Genomic DNA, 16365 nt, shown 5'->3' on the forward strand with positions numbered 1-16365 from the left:
CGGCAGACAGCGCACAGGACCGCACTATGAACAAACAGACCCGCAAAGCCGGGGAGGGCGGCGCTCTTCCCCCGGCGGACAGCCGCATGGACAGTCTGGACAGGCAGCTGCTGGACATCATCCAGACGGATTTTCCCCTGACGCCGCGGCCGTACGCCGAGCTGGGCCAACGCCTGGGCATTCCCGAGGAAGAAGCCCTGGAGCGGGTGCGGACCTTGCGCGGCCGCAAGATCATCCGTCGCCTGGGGGCCAATTTCCAGTCCGCCAAGCTGGGTTTCGTGTCCACACTCTGCGCGGCCAAGGTGCCCGAAGACAAGCTGGACGCCTTCATTGCCGAGGTCAACGCCCGGCCCGGCGTGACCCATAATTATCTGCGCGAGCACAACTACAACGTCTGGTTTACCCTGATCAGCCCCTCGCGTGAGGAGGCCCAGGCCGTGCTGGACGAGATCAGCGCGCGCACCGGCGTGGCCATTCTCAACCTGCCCGCCACAAAACTGTTCAAGATCCGCGTGGACTTCCGCATGGGCGACGAGGCCTAGCCGCGTGGCGCGCCTCGGGCGCGGGCAGACCCGGTTTGCAGCAATCTCCCCGGCTCCGTGTTCCGGCGCGGCGCGGGGGAGATTCTTCTTTTCCGTGGTCACGGCCTTTACGGCTTTGCCGCTCTGGAGGTATGCTTGCAAACATGGAGAGGCGGCCGCGCGGCCGTCCCGGCGTACCCGCCAACCTTTTTCAGGGAGAGCCCCATGCGCATCTATGCACAGTTCATCAACGGCGAACTGGTTAGCCGCCCCGGCACGGGAATGATTGATGTGGAGAACCCCTCCAGCGGAGAAATCATGGCCCAGGTGCCTGACGGCGGCGCGGAGGACGCGCGTGCCGCGCTGGAGGCGGCGCGTGCCGCGCAGGACGGTTGGGCCGCGCTGCCGGCGCCCGCGCGCGCCACGGCGCTGAAAAAGCTGGCCGGGGGCATCCGCGAGCGGCGCACGGAACTGGCCGCCATCCTGGCCGAGGAGCAGGCCAAAACCCTGCCCCTGGCGCAGGTGGAGGTGGATTTCACCGCCGAATATTTCGACTATTACGCTGGTTGGGCGCGGATTTATGAAGGCGAAATCATCCAGAGTGACCGCCCGCGTGAAAATATCCTGCTCTACCGTCAGCCTATCGGCGTGGTGGCGGGCATCTGTCCCTGGAATTTCCCGCTCTTTGTCACGGCCCGCAAGGTGGCTCCGGCTCTGCTGGCCGGATGCGCCGTGGTGATCAAGCCCAGCAGCGTGGCCCCGGTCACGGTCATGGAATTCGCCAAAATCGCCGCCGGGCTGGACCTGCCCAAGGGCGTGCTGAACGTGGTCACCGGCGGCGGGGCGCGCCTGGGCGAAGCCCTGGCCAAAAGCCCGCTCACCGACATGGTTTCCCTCACCGGCAGCGTGGAGGCCGGGCAGCGCATCATCGCGGCCGGCGCGGCCAACATCACCAAGGTTTCTCTCGAACTGGGCGGCAAGGCTCCGGCCATCGTCTGCGCGGACGCGGATCTGGATCTGGCAGCCAAAGCCGTCACGGCCTCGCGCACGATCTTCAGCGGCCAGGTCTGCAACTGCGCGGAGCGGGTCTATGTGCACGAGAGCATTGCCGACGCCTTCGCGGAAAAGCTGGTCAAAGCTTTTGAAGCCGTGCGGCTGGGCGATCCTTTTGACGAACCCGCGCCGGACATGTGCAGCCAGATCAACGCCGAACAGCTGGCCAAAATCGAAGGCATGGTCCGCCGGGCCAGGGCCGACGGGGCGGAGGCGGTCATGGGCGGCGCGCCTGCGGACAGAAAGAAGGGCTATTTCTACATGCCCACGCTGCTGCGCAATTGCCGCCAGGATATGGAAATCGTGCGCAAGGAAATCTTCGGGCCGGTGCTGCCCATGCTGACCTTCAGCGATTTCGATGAAGCCATCGCTCTGGCCAATGACTGCGAGTATGGCCTGACCTCCTCCATCTACACGCGCAACGTGTCCCTGGCCCTGGAGGCCGTCAACCGCCTCAAGTTCGGCGAGACCTACGTCAACCGCGAAAATTTCGAGGGCATGCAGGGTTTTCACGCGGGCTGGCGCAAGTCCGGCATTGGCGGCGCGGACGGCAAGCACGGACTGATGGAGTATTTACAGACGCATGTGGCCTATATTCAGTACTAAGCGGCGGCACGAACAGCCGGGGCGCGCCTGTCGCGCCCCGCGTCACACATTACCCGATATCCTCCAGTGCGGAAAAGGAAGAATTCGTGAAGAAAATCCTGTTTACGCTTGTCGCCTGCCTGCTGCTGTCCGTGGCCGCGCACGCCGAAACCCTGACCATCGGCGGCGAGAGCATCAGCTACAGGGTGCCGCAGGGCTATATGGCCGGGGACAAGGAGCCCTATCTCGGCATGCGCAAGTTTTTGGCCGGTATTTCCCCCAAAAACATGCAGATTCTGGCCCTCTATGTGGACGAGGAAAGCCACAAAAAATTTATGGATCCGCAGGGCCAGCGCCTGGAGAATTATTTCATTTTGTCCACGTTGCGCCCGTTTGCGGACAAAAGCCTGAGCGTCAAGGACTTCGTGGAGGTGAAAAAAGGCGTCGCCAAGGCGCAGGAGCAGTTGAAAACGACCCTCAAACAGAAGATCAACCGCCTGCTGGGCAAGGCCGGCGACGGCAGCATGAGCATTGGCGATATCGACACCTTGGGCGTTTTCGACTCCAGCGACACCAGCCTTTCCTTCATGGCGGTCATGGATCAGGTGAGCCGCGCGGGCGGGCGGCGGGAAGTGGATAAGCAGGTCGTGGTTTCCAGTTACCTGCTGGCCCGGGGCAAGCTGATCATCGTCAACCAGTATCAGATTCTCGACCCGGCCAAAAACATGGCCGAGCAACTGGGCGCGGCCAAAGTCCATGCCCGGAAAATCCTGGCGGAGCTGGACATCAAACAGGGCGTGCCCTGGATATCCTATCTGGACTCTTTTCTGGTCAAGGTTCTGCTGGCCGCGCTGGTGGGCGGTCTGGTCGGCGGCCTGATCGGCTGGGTGGTCAAGAGCAGAAAGAAGAAGGCGGCCGCCTGAGGCTACCGCTCCGATGCGAAAGGGGCGGCTTGGGGCCGTCCCTTTCCGCGTTCAATGCATCAGTTGCCGGAATAGAGGATCAGGGCGACCATTTCCAGATCGTCCGGGCCGTTGTTGTACAGGGCATGCTCCTCGCCGTGGCGGCATACGGTTACGTCCCCGGTCTTGACCGTGGTTTCGCGGCCGTTGTCGTCATACAGGCCTTCGCCCTTGAGGATGAAAAAAACTTCAAAGTCGCCGTTGTGGCGGTGTTTGCCCACGGCGTCGCCGGGACGGAGCAGCACGTGATTGTACAGGCGCCCCCTGCCCTCGAATTCATCCTCGTTCAGAAGCTTGGTGAAATGGGCCATCCCCGGTCCGCCGAACATGGTTTTCTCCAGTTTTTCCCGTTCATGGGCGCGACGGATCATACCCCCTCCCTTGTTGTGTGTGTATGAGGACGCCTACGCGGTTTGCGGCGCGTCCTTTGCCCCTGTCGCCTCCGTATTTTCCGCCGCGCTGTCGGCCCGCTTTGCGGACCGGATCTGCGGCGGCCGGTGCAGGCGTCGGCGCGCGGGACGCCCGGCGCGAGCGCGGGACGGAGCCTGCGGGCTTTTGACGCGCGGCGGCATGTCCTTGATGTGGACGTCCAACTGCGGGAAGGCCACTTCAATGTGGTGTTCGCGAAACTGCTTTTCAATGGCCAGGCGGATGTCCGAGGCGGTGGACACGCCCACGTCATAGTCCTTGACCCAGAAACGCAGCAGGAAATCCAGGGTACTGGCGCCGAAATCGTTGAAAGTGACCGTGGGCGTGGGATACTTGAGCACGTTTTCGTGCCCGTTGGCCACGGCCAGCAGCAGCTTCATCACCAGGGCCGTGTCCGAACCGTAGGCCACGCCCAGCTTGATCTCGCGCCGCACGGTGCGGCTGTTGCGGGTCCAGTTGATCAGGCGGCTGGCCACGAATTCGGAGTTTGGCACGTAGATGAGCGCGTTGTCGTAGGTTTCCACCATGGTGGCGCGGACGCTGATCTTGCGCACCCGGCCCGTGGTGCCGCCCACTTCCACCACGTCCCCGGCCTGGAGCGTGCGGCTGAAGATCAGGATCAGACCGGAGAGAAAGTTGTTCACAATGGTCTGCATGCCGAAGCCGATGCCCACGGAAAGACCGCCGGCCACCATGGCCAGGTTGCTCAGCTCCATGCCCAGGGCACGCAGCACGAACAGGCCGAAGATGGCCCACACCGCGTAGGTGAAGGCCGTCTGCATGGGCGGGATCAGCGTGGCGTCGATCTGCAGGCCCTGTTTGGGCAGTTTGGCCAGAAAGCGCGAACCCATGGCCACGGCCGTGCGCGTGAGGTAGAACACGCTGATGATCAGCAGTATCTGGACGATGTTGAACTGGGTGGCGCCCACGTTCACGCCCCTGAACACGTACTCGCCCAGCAGATACATGCCGCCGGGCAGGGTGCCCACCCAGAGCAGCACGCCCACCACGGCCACCACCAGGACAACGGGCGCGGCCAGGGCCACCAGCAGGCGGGCCAGGGCGGCCCGCGCGCCTTCCTTGGGCAGATGCTCGTTGATGTTGCTGACCAGGGCCATGCCGCCCAGGCTGAGCTCCAGCGCCAGGGAGCAGGAGACAAAGATCAGGTAGAGGGCCATGCTGTAGATGTGCAGGCCCGAGAGGGCCAGCAGCAGGCAGAGCCAGAGCACGATGGAGTCGCCGTCCAGCACGCTGGATTCCAGTTGCAGGGAGCCGTAGTTGACTTTGCGCCAGCGCCGCCGCCAGATCAGAGAGGCGATGACCAGGGCCGTCCAGATCACCAGCACCAGAGGTTTGGTCAGGGGCAGGTAGAGCAGGGCATAGGCGCAGAGGGTCAGGGGCAGCAGCCGCAGGAAGGGCGCGGGCTGTTGCTCCACATCCGGATATTTCAGCAGGCGCAGATCCCAGGCCAGGAAGACCTGCCCCAGAATGATGGATAAATTGCCCAAGGCCAGAAAGAGCCGGAAAAACTCGCCCGTGGCGGAGAGGGAACTGCCCAGCAGGGAAAGCCCCAGGCAGAGCCAGGGCAGGCTGACCCGGAAAATATGACGCCCGGCGGGTCTGGAGTCCTGATTGATCCAGCGCCGGTAAAGCAGCAGGCTGATCACGCCGGTGAACAGCAGGCAGATCAGAAAGCGCAGGGCAGCCGTGCCCCACTGATCCGGGGTGACCGGCATTTCCACGGGCAGGCGCAATATCATGCCCTGATAGGAATAGAGCATCTGCTGGCCGAAATCGGCCCAGGCCTCGGGGCTGAGATAGGGCACCGGGCGTTGCAGATAATAGTCTTTCCAGAGAACCGGCAACTGCTGGCTGATGTCCTGGCGGGTTTTTTCCAGCCGCTTGAGCAGAGCCAGGGAGGGAGCCAGCGCCGAATCGTACTGGGCCAGCACGGCGGCCAGGCGCAGCCGGGCCTGACCGATATCCTGAATATAGCTCTGCATTTCCGGGCTGATCCGGCCGTCATGCAGATCCTCGGGCAGGCTGTCGGCCATGTAGTTGACGCGCTCCAGCAGGCCTTGCGCCTCGGAGCGGGCCAGCATGACCGGCTCCAGCACCTGGTTCAGCTGGGTGACCGTGACCGTGATGCGGCGACTGACGGCCTCCATGGGATTGGGCCAGTTTTTGAAAGTATTGGTCAGCACCAGAAGGCGGCGGGCTTCCTCCTCGTAGGGTTGGACCTTGCCCGTCAGATTGGCCGCCTGATCGGAGAAGCCGTCGCTCAGCCTGACGGCGGTTTCTTTGATTTCATTGAGCATGCCGCGCTGGCCCGTCCAAATCATTTCCCAGGGGTCGTGTTTCGGCGGCTCGGCCTCCGTCCCGGCTGTCCCGCCGTCGGTTTTCTGGTCCGATGCGGCGTCGGCGGCCTTGTCCTTGTCCACGGCCCCGGCGGCCTTGTCTGTTTTTTCAGCTTTGGCCGGGGCGGCTTTTTCCGTTTTGGCGGCTCCGGCGGCGGCCGCCGGAGCCGTGGCGGAAGCCGCCAGGCCCGGCGCGGCCGAGAGGCAGAGCGAGAGGAACAGGAGAATGATGAGGCGGAAATGGCGCATGATGGATATCCTTATAGGCCGCGTGAACGCGGCTGACTGTTTTTACGCCAAGAGGGGCGGCTTGAAAAGAGTGCAAGCCTCGGTGATCTTTACAATCCGGGTCTGTAACGTCATAGTCGCCGTATGACGGACGCCTCTTTCCCCGCATCCCGCCCCGCCGGGCCGCGCGCTCTGCCTGTGGCCCTGCTGGCTTGCCCGGATTATGCCGCGCCCCGGCTCCGGCAGACCGTGTTTCAGGCGCTGGAGGCCGCCGGGCCGCGCGTGGGCGCGGGTCTGCGCGTCCTGGTCAAACCCAATCTGATCACGGCCCAGCCTCTGGCCTGCTCTGATCCCGAAGTGACGGCGGCGGTCTGCGCCTGGCTGCTGGAACAAGGCGCCAACGTGGAGGTGGCCGATTCGCCGGGTTTCGGCCGCGCCGAGGCCGTGGCCCGCAAGATCGGCCTGGAGGAGGCCCTGCGGCCCCTGAAGCTCAGAGTGCGCGCCCTGGACCGGCCCGTGCCGGTACGTCTGCACCTGCCCGCCTCTTCGCCCGCGTCCTCCGCATCTCCGGAAGGCGGCCCGCGTTTTATGGTTTCCCGGCGGGCGCTGGAGTGCGATCTGATTCTTTCCGTGCCCAGGGTCAAGGCCCACAGCCAGATGCTGCTGACCCTGGCGGTAAAGAACTGCTTCGGCTGCGTCAGCGGACTGCGCAAGGCCCTGATCCACACCCGCGAAGGCCGCGACCCCGGTTATTTTGCGGATTGTCTGGCCGCGCTCTGGGCGGCTCTGCCGCCGGTGGCCGCGCTGGCCGACGGCGTGCGGGCCATGCACGTCACCGGCCCCAGCCGGGGGAAGCCGTTCGTCTTGGGGCTCATCGGCGCGAGCCCGTCCGCCGTGGCGCTGGATGAAGCCCTCTGCGCCGTACTGGGCCTGGCTCCCGACGCGACGCCGCTGGGCGCGGCTCTGGAGCGGCGCAAGGCCGAAGGCTGCGGCGCGGCCGGTTGGCGCGCCGCATACGTGCTGCAACGGCCTGAAGATTTTAACGCGCGTGACTTTGAGTTGCCGCGCGAATTGGCCCACACCTCGTTTCATCCCGCGCGCTTTGTAAAAAGCTGCGTCCGCCGCCTGTGGGCGGCGTGCAAACCCTGAAGGAGACAGTCATGCCCGCCATTCTGCCCGGACAGACCGACATTTACGCCCTGACCGATTCGCGCCTTTCCCTGGGCCGCCCTCTGGCCGTGGTGGCCGGGGCCCTGCTGGACGCCGGGGTGCGCATCCTGCAATACCGGGAAAAAAAGTTCAAAGCCGGCAAGATGCTTGAAGAATGCCGCCTGCTGCGCCGCCTGACCGAAAAGGCCGGGGCCTGCTTCATCGTCAACGACCACATCGACATTGCCATGCTGGTGGGGGCCGACGGCGTGCACATCGGACAGGAGGACCTGCCCGTGCCGGAGGTGCGCCGTCTGGTGGGGCCGGACATGCTCATCGGCCTGTCCACCCATTCGCCGGAACAGGCTGTGGCCGCCGTGAACGCGGGCGCGGACTACATCGGAGTGGGGCCCATTTTCGCCACCCAGACCAAGGAGGACGTGGTGGACCCGGTGGGCTTCGATTATCTGGATTGGGTGGCGCGTAATATTGAGCTGCCTTTTGTGGCCATCGGCGGCATCAAGGCGCACAATATCGCCGAGGTGGCCCGCCACGGCGCGCGCTGTTGCGCTCTGGTCTCGGAACTGGTGGGCGCGCGGGACATCCCGGCCCAGGTGGAGGCCGTGCGCTTGGCCATGCGGCAGGGGCTCGGCCAGTAAGCGGCCCGGTTCCGCCGCACGCAAAACGCCCCGGCTTCCGTCAGGAGGCCGGGGCGTTGCTGTTTCCCGTTGCGCGTCGGTGTGCGTGCCGGATGGCGGCTATTGCAGAGCCTGTCCCACCGCCTGATGGTAGCCCCGCATACGCTGTTTCTCCAGCCGTGAACGTTGCAGGCTTGCCCGGACGACTTCCTGCGCCTGGGCGGCCAGTTCGGTCAGATGTTCCTGAAGCCGGGTGAGTTCAATAAGGCGGTTCCGGTACTGATCGGCGCCGCCGGATTCCAGCAGGTGCCATGCCATGCTGGTGATCTCGCCGCGTCGTTCCGCCAGTTCCACCGCCCTGTCATAGGCCCCGTCCTCCAGGGCCGCCATTTCCTGGCGGGCGAGATCCAGAGCCTGATCCAGGAGAGATAGTCCCTGACCCATGGGGCGCTCCTTCAGCCCTTACTGGGCTATGCGTTTGACCATCTGCTCGTGCAGATGTTCGCTGACTACCTGCCATTCCTCGCACAGGGGCAGGAATTCGTATTCCAGAAGGTCGGCCAGCAGAATCCAGTCTTCATTTTCCAGCACGTCGCTCATTTCGGAAAGCAGGTCGGCCAGCTTTTCGGCCTTGCGGGTGAATTCCTCATCCGCGCCGCCGAGATAGCGTTCGCGCAGCGCGCCGAGCATGCCCATGAAATCGCGGGTCACGTCCAGCAGATCCTGCAAAAGCTCCAGGGCGTCGGTGTCCGAGGCTTCGCGGAACAGGCGGGCCACATTGCGCGCCCCGTTGCCCATCATCCGGGCCACTTTGCCCATTTCCGCCGACATGTCCACGGCCAGCTCGGCGGCAGGCACGGAGCGCACTTCCACAGAAGAGATGGTGTCGCAGGACATGTCCTCGGCCTGATGAGGATATATTTCCGAAAAAATTTCATTGTTCACGAAAACATCGGTGACCACCCGGTCATCCATTTTTTCGTCTTCCATCACAGTGGTCAGCACTTCTTCCAGGTTGGCGAAATTGGAAATTTCCTTGTCGCTTTTGCAACCGTCAACAATAATCATATAACCCTCCTTGCTCCCCACGGGGAATTATTTGCCGATACGTTGCGTGCTTTTAACTATGCAAGGCACGTACCAAGTAAGGAATTACAATGGATTGCGGCTCGAAACCGTCATGTGTGCGGCCCAGCGTTCGAGGTGCCCGGCCAGCAGGCCCACAAAATGCAGCAATTCATCCATGCGGTCGCCGCGCTCCTGCCGTAACTCGCGCCAGAAACAGGCCAGAGAGGCCAGCGGCGGGCAGGCGTTCAGAAGATTTTGCAGGCGTTCGCAATTGAGCAGAAAGAGCTGACCCGCCTTGGCAGACTTGCCCGTCAGGCGGCCCTGCTCGGACAGCATGTCCAGCAGCCGCGCGGCCTGGGCCAGCACCGGGGTCACCTGGCGGCAGAAATCCGGGGAGCAGGGCGGCGCGTCCAACTGCCCGCCTGTTTGCCCGGCCGCGTGCTTTTCAATGTGCCCGTTCGCCGGCCCGGCGGCTTGGCCGGCCGCGTTGCTGCTCAGATCGTCAAGAATGTGACGCCAGAACGGGCGTTGCTGGCTGAGCCAGAGGCTACGGTCTTCGGAATCGTGGCCGGAGAGGCTGCGCACCCCGGCAAAGCCCCGCGCGTCGGTTTCCGTCAGCCAGACGCGGGCCTCGCGGCGGAGCTCCGGACTCAGGCCCGCCTGCCAGCCGCCGCCTTCCAGACGGGCCAGGATCAGGTCGCCCGCGCTGGTCGGGCTGATGCGCGTCAGGCAGGCATGACCGTGCGGACAGGGCTGCCTGAAGGAACAGGGATGGCAGGGCAGAGCCGGTTCCAGGCAGCAACAACCCGGCAGATAGGGGCCGGTGTCCCAGGGCTGGGCCGTAGCCAGAAAAAAAGCCAGGCAGGGCAGGCCCAGACCCGCGGCCAGATGCATGGTGCCGGTGTCGTTGGTGGCCAGCAGACGCATTTTGCGCAGCAGGGCCGCCAGTTGAGGAATATCGGTCCGGCCCACGGCATTGACGAAGGGCGTCCGATCACGGGCGGCGCACGCCGCGTACTCCCGCGCCATCGGACGTTCGGCGGGCGCGCCCAGCAGGACCGGGCAGAGGCCCGCCTCGCGCCAGAGGCGTTCGCCCAGAGCCGCGAAATGCGCGACCGGCCACTGCCGCCGGGCTTCGCTGGCCCCCAGTTGCAGAGCCACAAAACCTTTGGGATGCGCACTCATGGGAAGATTTTCGGGCCGGGCCAGCAGGGCGTCGGCATGGGCCATGGCCGCATCCGGAGGGGTCCGCAGGCTGAAGCGTCCCGGACGCCCGGCAATGCCGGGAGCGAAAAGGGGCGCGCCGACCATGCGGAACATGTCCACCAGATTGAAGGGCGCGTTCAGGCGGCGCAGGGTGGCGCCGCTCAAAAAGGAGGACCAGACGCCCTGGTTGACCCCAAAGCCTTCGGGATCCAGGCCGAAGCCCAGCACCGCTTCCGGCGTGGGGGCCAGGAGCTTGGAGAGCAGGCGCGCGGGCAGGGTGGGCGTCAGGTTGACGACGTGCCGGGGCGCGGCCTCCCGGCGGATGCGCCGGGCCAGATCCAGCAGTTGCGCGGCCGCCGTCCGCCAGTCCCGGTCCAGCGCGGCCATGAGTTTCGCGCCGGGCAGAGGCCAGGCCGCGTCCACATGACGCAGCAGGGGCAGAGCGGCGGCGAAATTGTCCAGACAGACCAGACCCACCTGGTGGCCGCTGTCGTGCAGATCCTGGATCAGGGGCTGACTTTGCAGCAGATCCCCGAAACGGGTCAGATTGAGAAGCAGAACATCAGTGCTCATGCCGCGCCGTCCCGAGGGTTCAGGCCAGGGCGGTGCGCCCGCCGCCGTCCAGCATGTTCAGGGCCAGATTTTTTTCCTGCCGGAAGCGGTTCTGCACCGCCGCCTGCACCGCTTCGGTGGAGGAACCGAACTGCCCGGCGCGCAGTTTGTAGACGTTGCTGATGAGCTTGCGCTCGTAAGCCGGGTCCGTAGGCTTGCCGCTGAGGTTGTCGGCCCGGTCGAAAATACGGGCCGCGCCGGCCGGGCCGTGCTGCACGGCGGTGCTCCAGATCACTTCCCGCATGGCGGGGGAAAGTTTGTCCGCTTCCAGGCCGGTGCGCTCCACAATGGCTTCCATGGCGGGCTTGTAGTGGCTTTCGCGGATGAAGGCCTCCTGCAGGGCCTCGAAACGCTCGGGCTGCTCCTTGGCGATGGCCCGCCAGGCGTCGGGCATGCCCCCGCGGCGGCCGCCCGTATTGGCCGGTCCGGCCTTGCGCAGGCGCTGGGCGACATCCGGGGCCTCGCCGTCCAGGAATTCCAGAAAATTCTTCATGCTGCCCACGCGCGAGGCGATCTGGTATTTGCCGTAGGACGTGCCGCCGTTGCGGTCGTAGCCGATGGCCGCGATGCCGTCGCCGCCGGATTCGAAGCGGGCGGAAAGACGACCCAGGCCGTCGCTTTCCGGCGTGGGCGCGCGGCGCGCGCGCTTGCCGGTGGAGCGTGTGTGGATGAAGTCGCCCATGGACAGATTGCCCACTCGCCCTTCAACGGCGTTGGTCAGACTGCGCAGATGCCGGGCCACGCCCATGTTGCGGGCCAGATCCAACGGCGAATCGCCGCCGGAAAGGCTTTGCATCAGGCCTTCCATGGCCTGGGTCTGACGCAGATCCGCCTGTGCCTTGGTGAAGGTCTGGGAGCGCGCGAGGTCGCTGGGAGAGCGCCCGGCCAGAACGGGATTGCGCAATTGCAGCGTGCTGGTCGCTTCCTGCGGCCGCCCTGCCTCGGGCGCGCTTTTGTCCGCTCCCTTCCGTTCCTGACCGGCCATCAGGGCGGCGAAAGGCGAGATGCCCCCCGTGGGCGCGCTCTGGGCGCGGCGCTGGGGCGCGGCGGGAGACGGGTTTTGCTGCTGTTGTTCGGCCGGAGGCCGGATCAGCCATGCGGAGTGTGCCATGTTCTTCCTCCTGGGACGGGGCGAAGGGCGGACTTGGGTCCGCCTCGACAGGATGAAAGCAAGGACAGTGCCAATGTCCGGCAAGGAGCGTGGTACGGGCCTTGCGCGGCGGCGCGCTTTGGGAATGGAGGGACGCGAGGCCCGCGCGACAAATTGCCGACGCGGTTGGAAAAGGAAAACCCCGTCGGCGCGGAGCCGACGGGGCAGGGGGGGAAGCGCCACTGTTGTGGCGGACTGAGGGCTGTTTTTGACCTAAGCTTTTTTCATGGCCTCAATAAGTTCCGTAAGGCTGTGGGCCTGCGCGGCCAGATCCGACACGGCCCTGGCGGCTTCGGCCATGGCCTCGGCGGTCTGGCGGGACATGTCGTTGACCTGGACGATGGACTGGTTGATCTCTTCGCTGGCGGCGGACTGCTCCTCGCTGGCCGTGGCGATGGCGTTGACCTGGTCGCCGGTGGCTTCTACGGTGGCCACGATTTCCTGCAAAGCCCGGCCGGACTGGTTGGCCAGTTCCGTGGCCTCGCCGATGCGCTCCACGGCGTTGTCCACGCCGGTCATGCTTTTGGCCGTGCTTTCCTGGATGGCCTTGATGGCGTTGCCCACATCCTGGGTGGAGGCCATGGTCTTTTCAGCCAGTTTGCGCACTTCGTCGGCCACTACGGCAAAGCCGCGCCCGGCCTCGCCCGCGCGGGCCGCTTCAATGGCGGCGTTCAGCGCCAGCAGGTTGGTCTGGTCCGCGATATCCGAGATGACGCTCATGATCCGGGTGATGTCCTGGGCGTGCTCGTTAAGCTGGGTCATGTCGTTCTTGAGCACCAGGGACAGCTGGTGGACTTCCTCAATACTGCGCACGGCCTTTTCCACCACGTGCGCGCCGGCTTCGGCCTTTTCCTTGGTTTCAGAGGAAGCGGCGGAGGCGGAACCCGCGTTCTTGGCCACTTCCTGGACCGTGGCGTTCATTTCGTTCATGGCCGTGGCCGCTTCGGAGAGGCGTTGGGCGGATTCGGCCGCGCCGCGGTCGGACTGTTCGATCTGGGCCGAAAGTTCGCTGGAGGCCGAGGAAACCACATTGCCCACTTCTTCCAGTTTGTCGGCGGCCGCCAGCATGGCCTGCGTTTTGCTCTTGGCCTCCTGGCCGGCGGCTTCGGCCTGTTGCATGGCCTCCTGGGCCTTGCGGGATTCCTCCTGCGCCGAGGCGGAGAGAGCCTCTGCCTTTGTGATGCCTTCCAGCAGGGAAGCGATCATTTTTTTCAGGGAAGTGCTCAGCATCTTCACTTCGCCGCCGAAACGCTCATCCTCGATGGGTTGTTGCAGATTGCCGCCGGCGATGATTTCCGCCGTATTAGCCAGATAGTTGATGGGTTTCACCGAGGAGCGGATCAGCAGAAAGATCACCACCAGCAGGACCACAAGAGTGGCGGAACACAGGGCGATGGTCATTTGGCTGATGGACGTTGCCTGGGCCAGCACTTCGCCCATGGGCACGACGATGGCCAGGTACCAGTGCTGGCTGCTGCCCCGGATGGGGATGGGCTGATAGTAGCGGAAAACCCTGCCGGCCTTGGTGTCCACCTCTTCCATATAGGGTGCGCCGGCGGTGAAGGCCTTTCTGGCTTCCTGAGGGTTGTTGAATCTGTTGATCTCGAAAAGATTTTTCCTTTCAAGGGTCTTGTCCTTGTGGGCGATCACCCGGCCCTGGTCATTGAGCAGCCCGGCGTAACCGCTCTCGTAGGCGGAAATCTCGGTGACAAGCGTATTCAGTTTTTCCAGGGACATGTCCACCACCGCCACGCCACGGAACACGTTGTCGATAACGATGGGATAGGCGGCCGTGGACATGTCGACTTCCTTGCCGCCCACCGGGAACGGATAGGGGTCGGAGAGATAGGGGGCCAGCGTCTTTTTGGGCACGGTGTAATAGCTTTGCTGGAGCTGGTCGTTCAGATCCGTTATTTCCGCGCCTGTGGAACTGTAAGACAGGAAGCGTCCTTCGGCATTGCTGCCCGGAGCGCCCCGATAGGCCTCATCCTTGCCGTCAAAGGCATTGGGCTCCCACATGATGCCGCAGCCGAAAAGATCGGGATTGTCCTTGTGTACGCCTTCCTCCATGGCCATCAGAGTTTCCCGCGACGGGGGCACACCCTTTTTAAGGGTCTGTTCCATGCTGTCGGCCATGGCTGCGGCTTCGCTGAGAGCCGTGTTCAGATAGCTCATCACAAAGTTGCCGTTCTGCGCGCCAAGGGCCGCCAGTTCCCGCTTGGCCACTTCTTCAATGGCCTGCGAACTCTTGGACTGGATCTGCCAGGTGAGGAGGCTCAGGGTCACCACAAGCACGATAGTGACGGGCAGAACTATTTTGGGGGTCATACGCAGATGGCGGTACTAGGCAAGCATAGCATCTCCTGTAGTTTTTTGGGGGGGATATGCATCCAGACCGGACAGCATCTCTCCTCGGAATCCGAACGCCGGGACGTCCACAGCGTTCAGGTGGACTGGAGTTGATTTATCCTTGGGGGCGGTGTTTATTCGCGCAGCCTGGAATGTTTCGATATTTTCAATGACAAAACGTTCCAGGCTGGCCGGAATATAAAGACTCCGTATTTTTTCTCTATGCGGGGAATGCAGGCTTTAAGAAATGATACGCGGAGAAGGCGGTTCTGCGCAGAATCTCTCTCTCTCTCTCTCTCTCTCTGCGAAGGGAGACAGTGCCGAAAAGATCACTATGGAAAGCAGGTGGTTGGAAATATTGCTGGAGGTCATAATCCGCACCGCTACGATTTAAATTTTATCAGGCAGTATAACGGGCATATTTTTTACGCAGAATTGGATAAATCATATCTTTCTGCTGAAAAACAAAAAGCCATGTGATTATAATCGGAATAAAAAAGCATAACTTTAGATAAGGCAATTAACAAGCAACAATGTTTTTTTAATTGTAATGACGAATCAACAATGAATTATAAGAAGAAATTTTATTTAATAAAATAAATAATAAAAATATTTTTATTATTTTAGATGAAATATTTTAAATAAGGCTAAATATGATAAATATGATGGGGAAATAGCTATAATTTACTAATTATCACAAATTATGCGGATTACTATTTTCGGAGCATGTTACCTCAAAAGGCCGCTATGCAGCCGTCGGCTGCGGGAGCGTCCGAAGCGGACCGCCAGGACCATGTGGCCTGAACGGCATACGGGCGTCAGAGGTGCGGATGTTCCGCGCAGGTCTACGAGCAGCTTTGCGCTCTTGCACCGGGCGAAAGGGCAAGGGCTGAAGCAGACGTGCTTCAGCCCTTCAGAATGCATATTCTCGGGATTGTAGAATTTCGGGCGAACACAGAACGCGCGCTGAAAAGTACGAAAAAATGACGCGGCCCTCCGCCGTTGCGGGGGACCGCGCCACAATAATGGATGGGATTCGCGCGTTCAGCGCGCGGGCGTGGGCTGAGGCGCGGCCGTGGCGGTGGCGGTGTCGCTGTCGGCGGCGCTGATATCCGTGCTCAGCTCACGGGCCAGCACATCCGCGAAATAGGCGGGCAGCTCGGATTTCAGCCGGATATCGTGGCGCACCAGCAGGCCCAGACGCATCTGGCTGCTGGCCACGGCATTACGGTTGGAGATGTTTTTCAAATTCGTCCGGCTGGGGCGGCGGGAGCTGGGCACGCGCCGCTGCACCAGCAGCACATCGGCCAGCAGGGCTGTGCCCCCCGTGCCGGAAAGAACGGACGGGGCGTCATAACCGGCGTCCACCACGCCGCGCAGGCTCTCCGGGGCCGCCTGCCCCGCCGCGAGCACGGTAATCTGGACGATATAGCCTGCCTGGCTGGGGTTGTCGGTCACGGTGAAGCCTTTGCGTCCCAACCATGCTTCAGTCTGGGAGCGGAGGTGGAAAACGCGGTTGGTCATGTCCCGCACGTTCACATAGACTACATTGGGAATGTCCTCGTCACCGGCCCGGTTCAGCGCGCCGGAGCGCAGCACCTCCACCTCGGAGGCGTCGCCGTCGCGCTGGCGGACGCAGGCATTGAGGGGAATCAGGCTTAAACCCAGAAGCAGGAGAAGAAATAATCGCATTATAGGCATACGGCTCCTTGCATGACGGCGCGCCTGACGGCGCTGCCCGCGCTCCGCTGAAAAGGCGAAGCGCTTCAAAGATGATCTGTACCGGGGAGGAGTTTCCCCCATAAGCAGTTTTTGCTTTCCGGCAAGGGAAACGGGTTTGTTTCAGTCGTCGTCGGCTTTGCGCCTTGCGGATGACAACGATCTGAAGGCGCGGCCGGAAGTCAAAAAGACCGGTTCAGAGACAACCTAGGTGTAATGTTCCAATAGGTTGTTCACCCTGCCTCAAGCCGGTAAAGCTGGAGTTGACAGACAACAGTAAACCGAGCCGAGGACAGGGTGAACAGCCATAAGAATGCCAAATTGACTGCACGCGGTCGA

The 16365-nt window shown here is 63.0% G+C and carries 13 protein-coding genes; 5 read left to right on the top strand and 8 right to left on the bottom strand.

Annotated features, from left to right (window positions below; all coding sequences use genetic code 11):
* The first annotated feature begins 86 nt into the window (after positions 1-86).
* From ahbA to FYJ44_RS12870, 3 genes are all read left to right on the top strand, one after another.
* A complete protein-coding gene (gene ahbA / locus FYJ44_RS12860; protein ID WP_374042609.1) occupies positions 87-542 on the top strand; it encodes a siroheme decarboxylase subunit alpha in 456 nt (151 codons plus the stop codon).
* A 204-nt stretch (positions 543-746) separates the two neighbouring features.
* Positions 747-2180, top strand: coding sequence for an aldehyde dehydrogenase (gene aldA, locus FYJ44_RS12865; RefSeq protein ID WP_154512785.1), 1434 nt, complete (start codon positions 747-749; stop codon positions 2178-2180).
* Between the two features lie 86 nt (positions 2181-2266).
* Positions 2267-3082, top strand: a complete 816-nt coding sequence (locus FYJ44_RS12870; RefSeq protein WP_288230658.1) for a hypothetical protein — start codon at positions 2267-2269, stop codon at positions 3080-3082.
* A gap of 59 nt (positions 3083-3141) precedes the next feature.
* On the opposite strand, the gene FYJ44_RS12875 is transcribed toward FYJ44_RS12870, so the two are convergent.
* A complete protein-coding gene (locus FYJ44_RS12875) occupies positions 3142-3492 on the bottom strand; it encodes a cupin domain-containing protein (RefSeq protein ID WP_154512787.1) in 351 nt (116 codons plus the stop codon).
* Positions 3493-3525: 33 nt separating this feature from the next.
* Positions 3526-6156, bottom strand: a complete 2631-nt coding sequence (locus tag FYJ44_RS12880; RefSeq protein WP_154512789.1) for a mechanosensitive ion channel family protein — start codon at positions 6154-6156, stop codon at positions 3526-3528.
* A gap of 123 nt (positions 6157-6279) precedes the next feature.
* Here FYJ44_RS12880 and FYJ44_RS12885 point away from each other — a divergent pair, with 123 nt between their 5' ends.
* Together FYJ44_RS12885 and thiE are read left to right on the top strand one after the other, a co-directional pair.
* Positions 6280-7284, top strand: coding sequence for a DUF362 domain-containing protein (locus FYJ44_RS12885; RefSeq protein ID WP_154512791.1), 1005 nt, complete (start codon positions 6280-6282; stop codon positions 7282-7284).
* 11 nt (positions 7285-7295) lie between these two features.
* Positions 7296-7943, top strand: coding sequence for a thiamine phosphate synthase (thiE, locus tag FYJ44_RS12890; protein ID WP_154512793.1), 648 nt, complete (start codon positions 7296-7298; stop codon positions 7941-7943).
* A 99-nt stretch (positions 7944-8042) separates the two neighbouring features.
* Here the strand turns inward: thiE and FYJ44_RS12895 are convergent, their stop codons facing one another.
* The 6 genes from FYJ44_RS12895 to traT form a co-directional block, all read right to left on the bottom strand.
* Positions 8043-8366, bottom strand: coding sequence for a hypothetical protein (locus tag FYJ44_RS12895; protein WP_154512795.1), 324 nt, complete (start codon positions 8364-8366; stop codon positions 8043-8045).
* Between the two features lie 18 nt (positions 8367-8384).
* Entirely contained in the window at positions 8385-8990 is a 606-nt protein-coding gene (locus FYJ44_RS12900) for a DUF8043 domain-containing protein (protein WP_154512797.1), read from the bottom strand.
* An 84-nt stretch (positions 8991-9074) separates the two neighbouring features.
* Positions 9075-10769, bottom strand: a complete 1695-nt coding sequence (locus FYJ44_RS12905) for a glycosyltransferase family 9 protein (protein ID WP_154512800.1) — start codon at positions 10767-10769, stop codon at positions 9075-9077.
* Between the two features lie 19 nt (positions 10770-10788).
* Positions 10789-11919, bottom strand: a complete 1131-nt coding sequence (locus tag FYJ44_RS12910) for a VgrG-related protein (RefSeq protein ID WP_154512803.1) — start codon at positions 11917-11919, stop codon at positions 10789-10791.
* Positions 11920-12171: 252 nt separating this feature from the next.
* On the bottom strand, positions 12172-14286 hold the full coding sequence (locus FYJ44_RS12915; RefSeq protein ID WP_229772704.1) for a methyl-accepting chemotaxis protein: 2115 nt from the start codon (positions 14284-14286) through the stop codon (positions 12172-12174).
* A 1065-nt stretch (positions 14287-15351) separates the two neighbouring features.
* Positions 15352-15999, bottom strand: coding sequence for a complement resistance protein TraT (gene traT, locus FYJ44_RS12920; protein ID WP_229772705.1), 648 nt, complete (start codon positions 15997-15999; stop codon positions 15352-15354).
* Between the last annotated feature and the right edge of the window lie 366 nt (positions 16000-16365).

The organism is Desulfovibrio porci (assembly GCF_009696265.1).
GTDB lineage: Bacteria > Desulfobacterota > Desulfovibrionia > Desulfovibrionales > Desulfovibrionaceae > Desulfovibrio > Desulfovibrio porci.

Excerpts from the sequence above, each read along its gene's own strand:
- ahbA (WP_374042609.1), top strand. The coding sequence starts at position 87 with ATGGACAGTCTGGACAGGCAGCTGCTGGACATCATCCAGACGGATTTT.
- aldA (WP_154512785.1), top strand. The coding sequence starts at position 747 with ATGCGCATCTATGCACAGTTCATCAACGGCGAACTGGTTAGCCGCCCC.
- FYJ44_RS12875 (WP_154512787.1), bottom strand. The coding sequence starts at position 3,492 with ATGATCCGTCGCGCCCATGAACGGGAAAAACTGGAGAAAACCATGTTC.
- FYJ44_RS12880 (WP_154512789.1), bottom strand. The coding sequence starts at position 6,156 with ATGCGCCATTTCCGCCTCATCATTCTCCTGTTCCTCTCGCTCTGCCTC.
- FYJ44_RS12885 (WP_154512791.1), top strand. The coding sequence starts at position 6,280 with ATGACGGACGCCTCTTTCCCCGCATCCCGCCCCGCCGGGCCGCGCGCT.
- thiE (WP_154512793.1), top strand. The coding sequence starts at position 7,296 with ATGCCCGCCATTCTGCCCGGACAGACCGACATTTACGCCCTGACCGAT.
- FYJ44_RS12895 (WP_154512795.1), bottom strand. The coding sequence starts at position 8,366 with ATGGGTCAGGGACTATCTCTCCTGGATCAGGCTCTGGATCTCGCCCGC.
- FYJ44_RS12900 (WP_154512797.1), bottom strand. The coding sequence starts at position 8,990 with ATGATTATTGTTGACGGTTGCAAAAGCGACAAGGAAATTTCCAATTTC.
- FYJ44_RS12905 (WP_154512800.1), bottom strand. The coding sequence starts at position 10,769 with ATGAGCACTGATGTTCTGCTTCTCAATCTGACCCGTTTCGGGGATCTG.
- FYJ44_RS12910 (WP_154512803.1), bottom strand. The coding sequence starts at position 11,919 with ATGGCACACTCCGCATGGCTGATCCGGCCTCCGGCCGAACAACAGCAG.
- FYJ44_RS12915 (WP_229772704.1), bottom strand. The coding sequence starts at position 14,286 with ATGACCCCCAAAATAGTTCTGCCCGTCACTATCGTGCTTGTGGTGACC.
- traT (WP_229772705.1), bottom strand. The coding sequence starts at position 15,999 with ATGCGATTATTTCTTCTCCTGCTTCTGGGTTTAAGCCTGATTCCCCTC.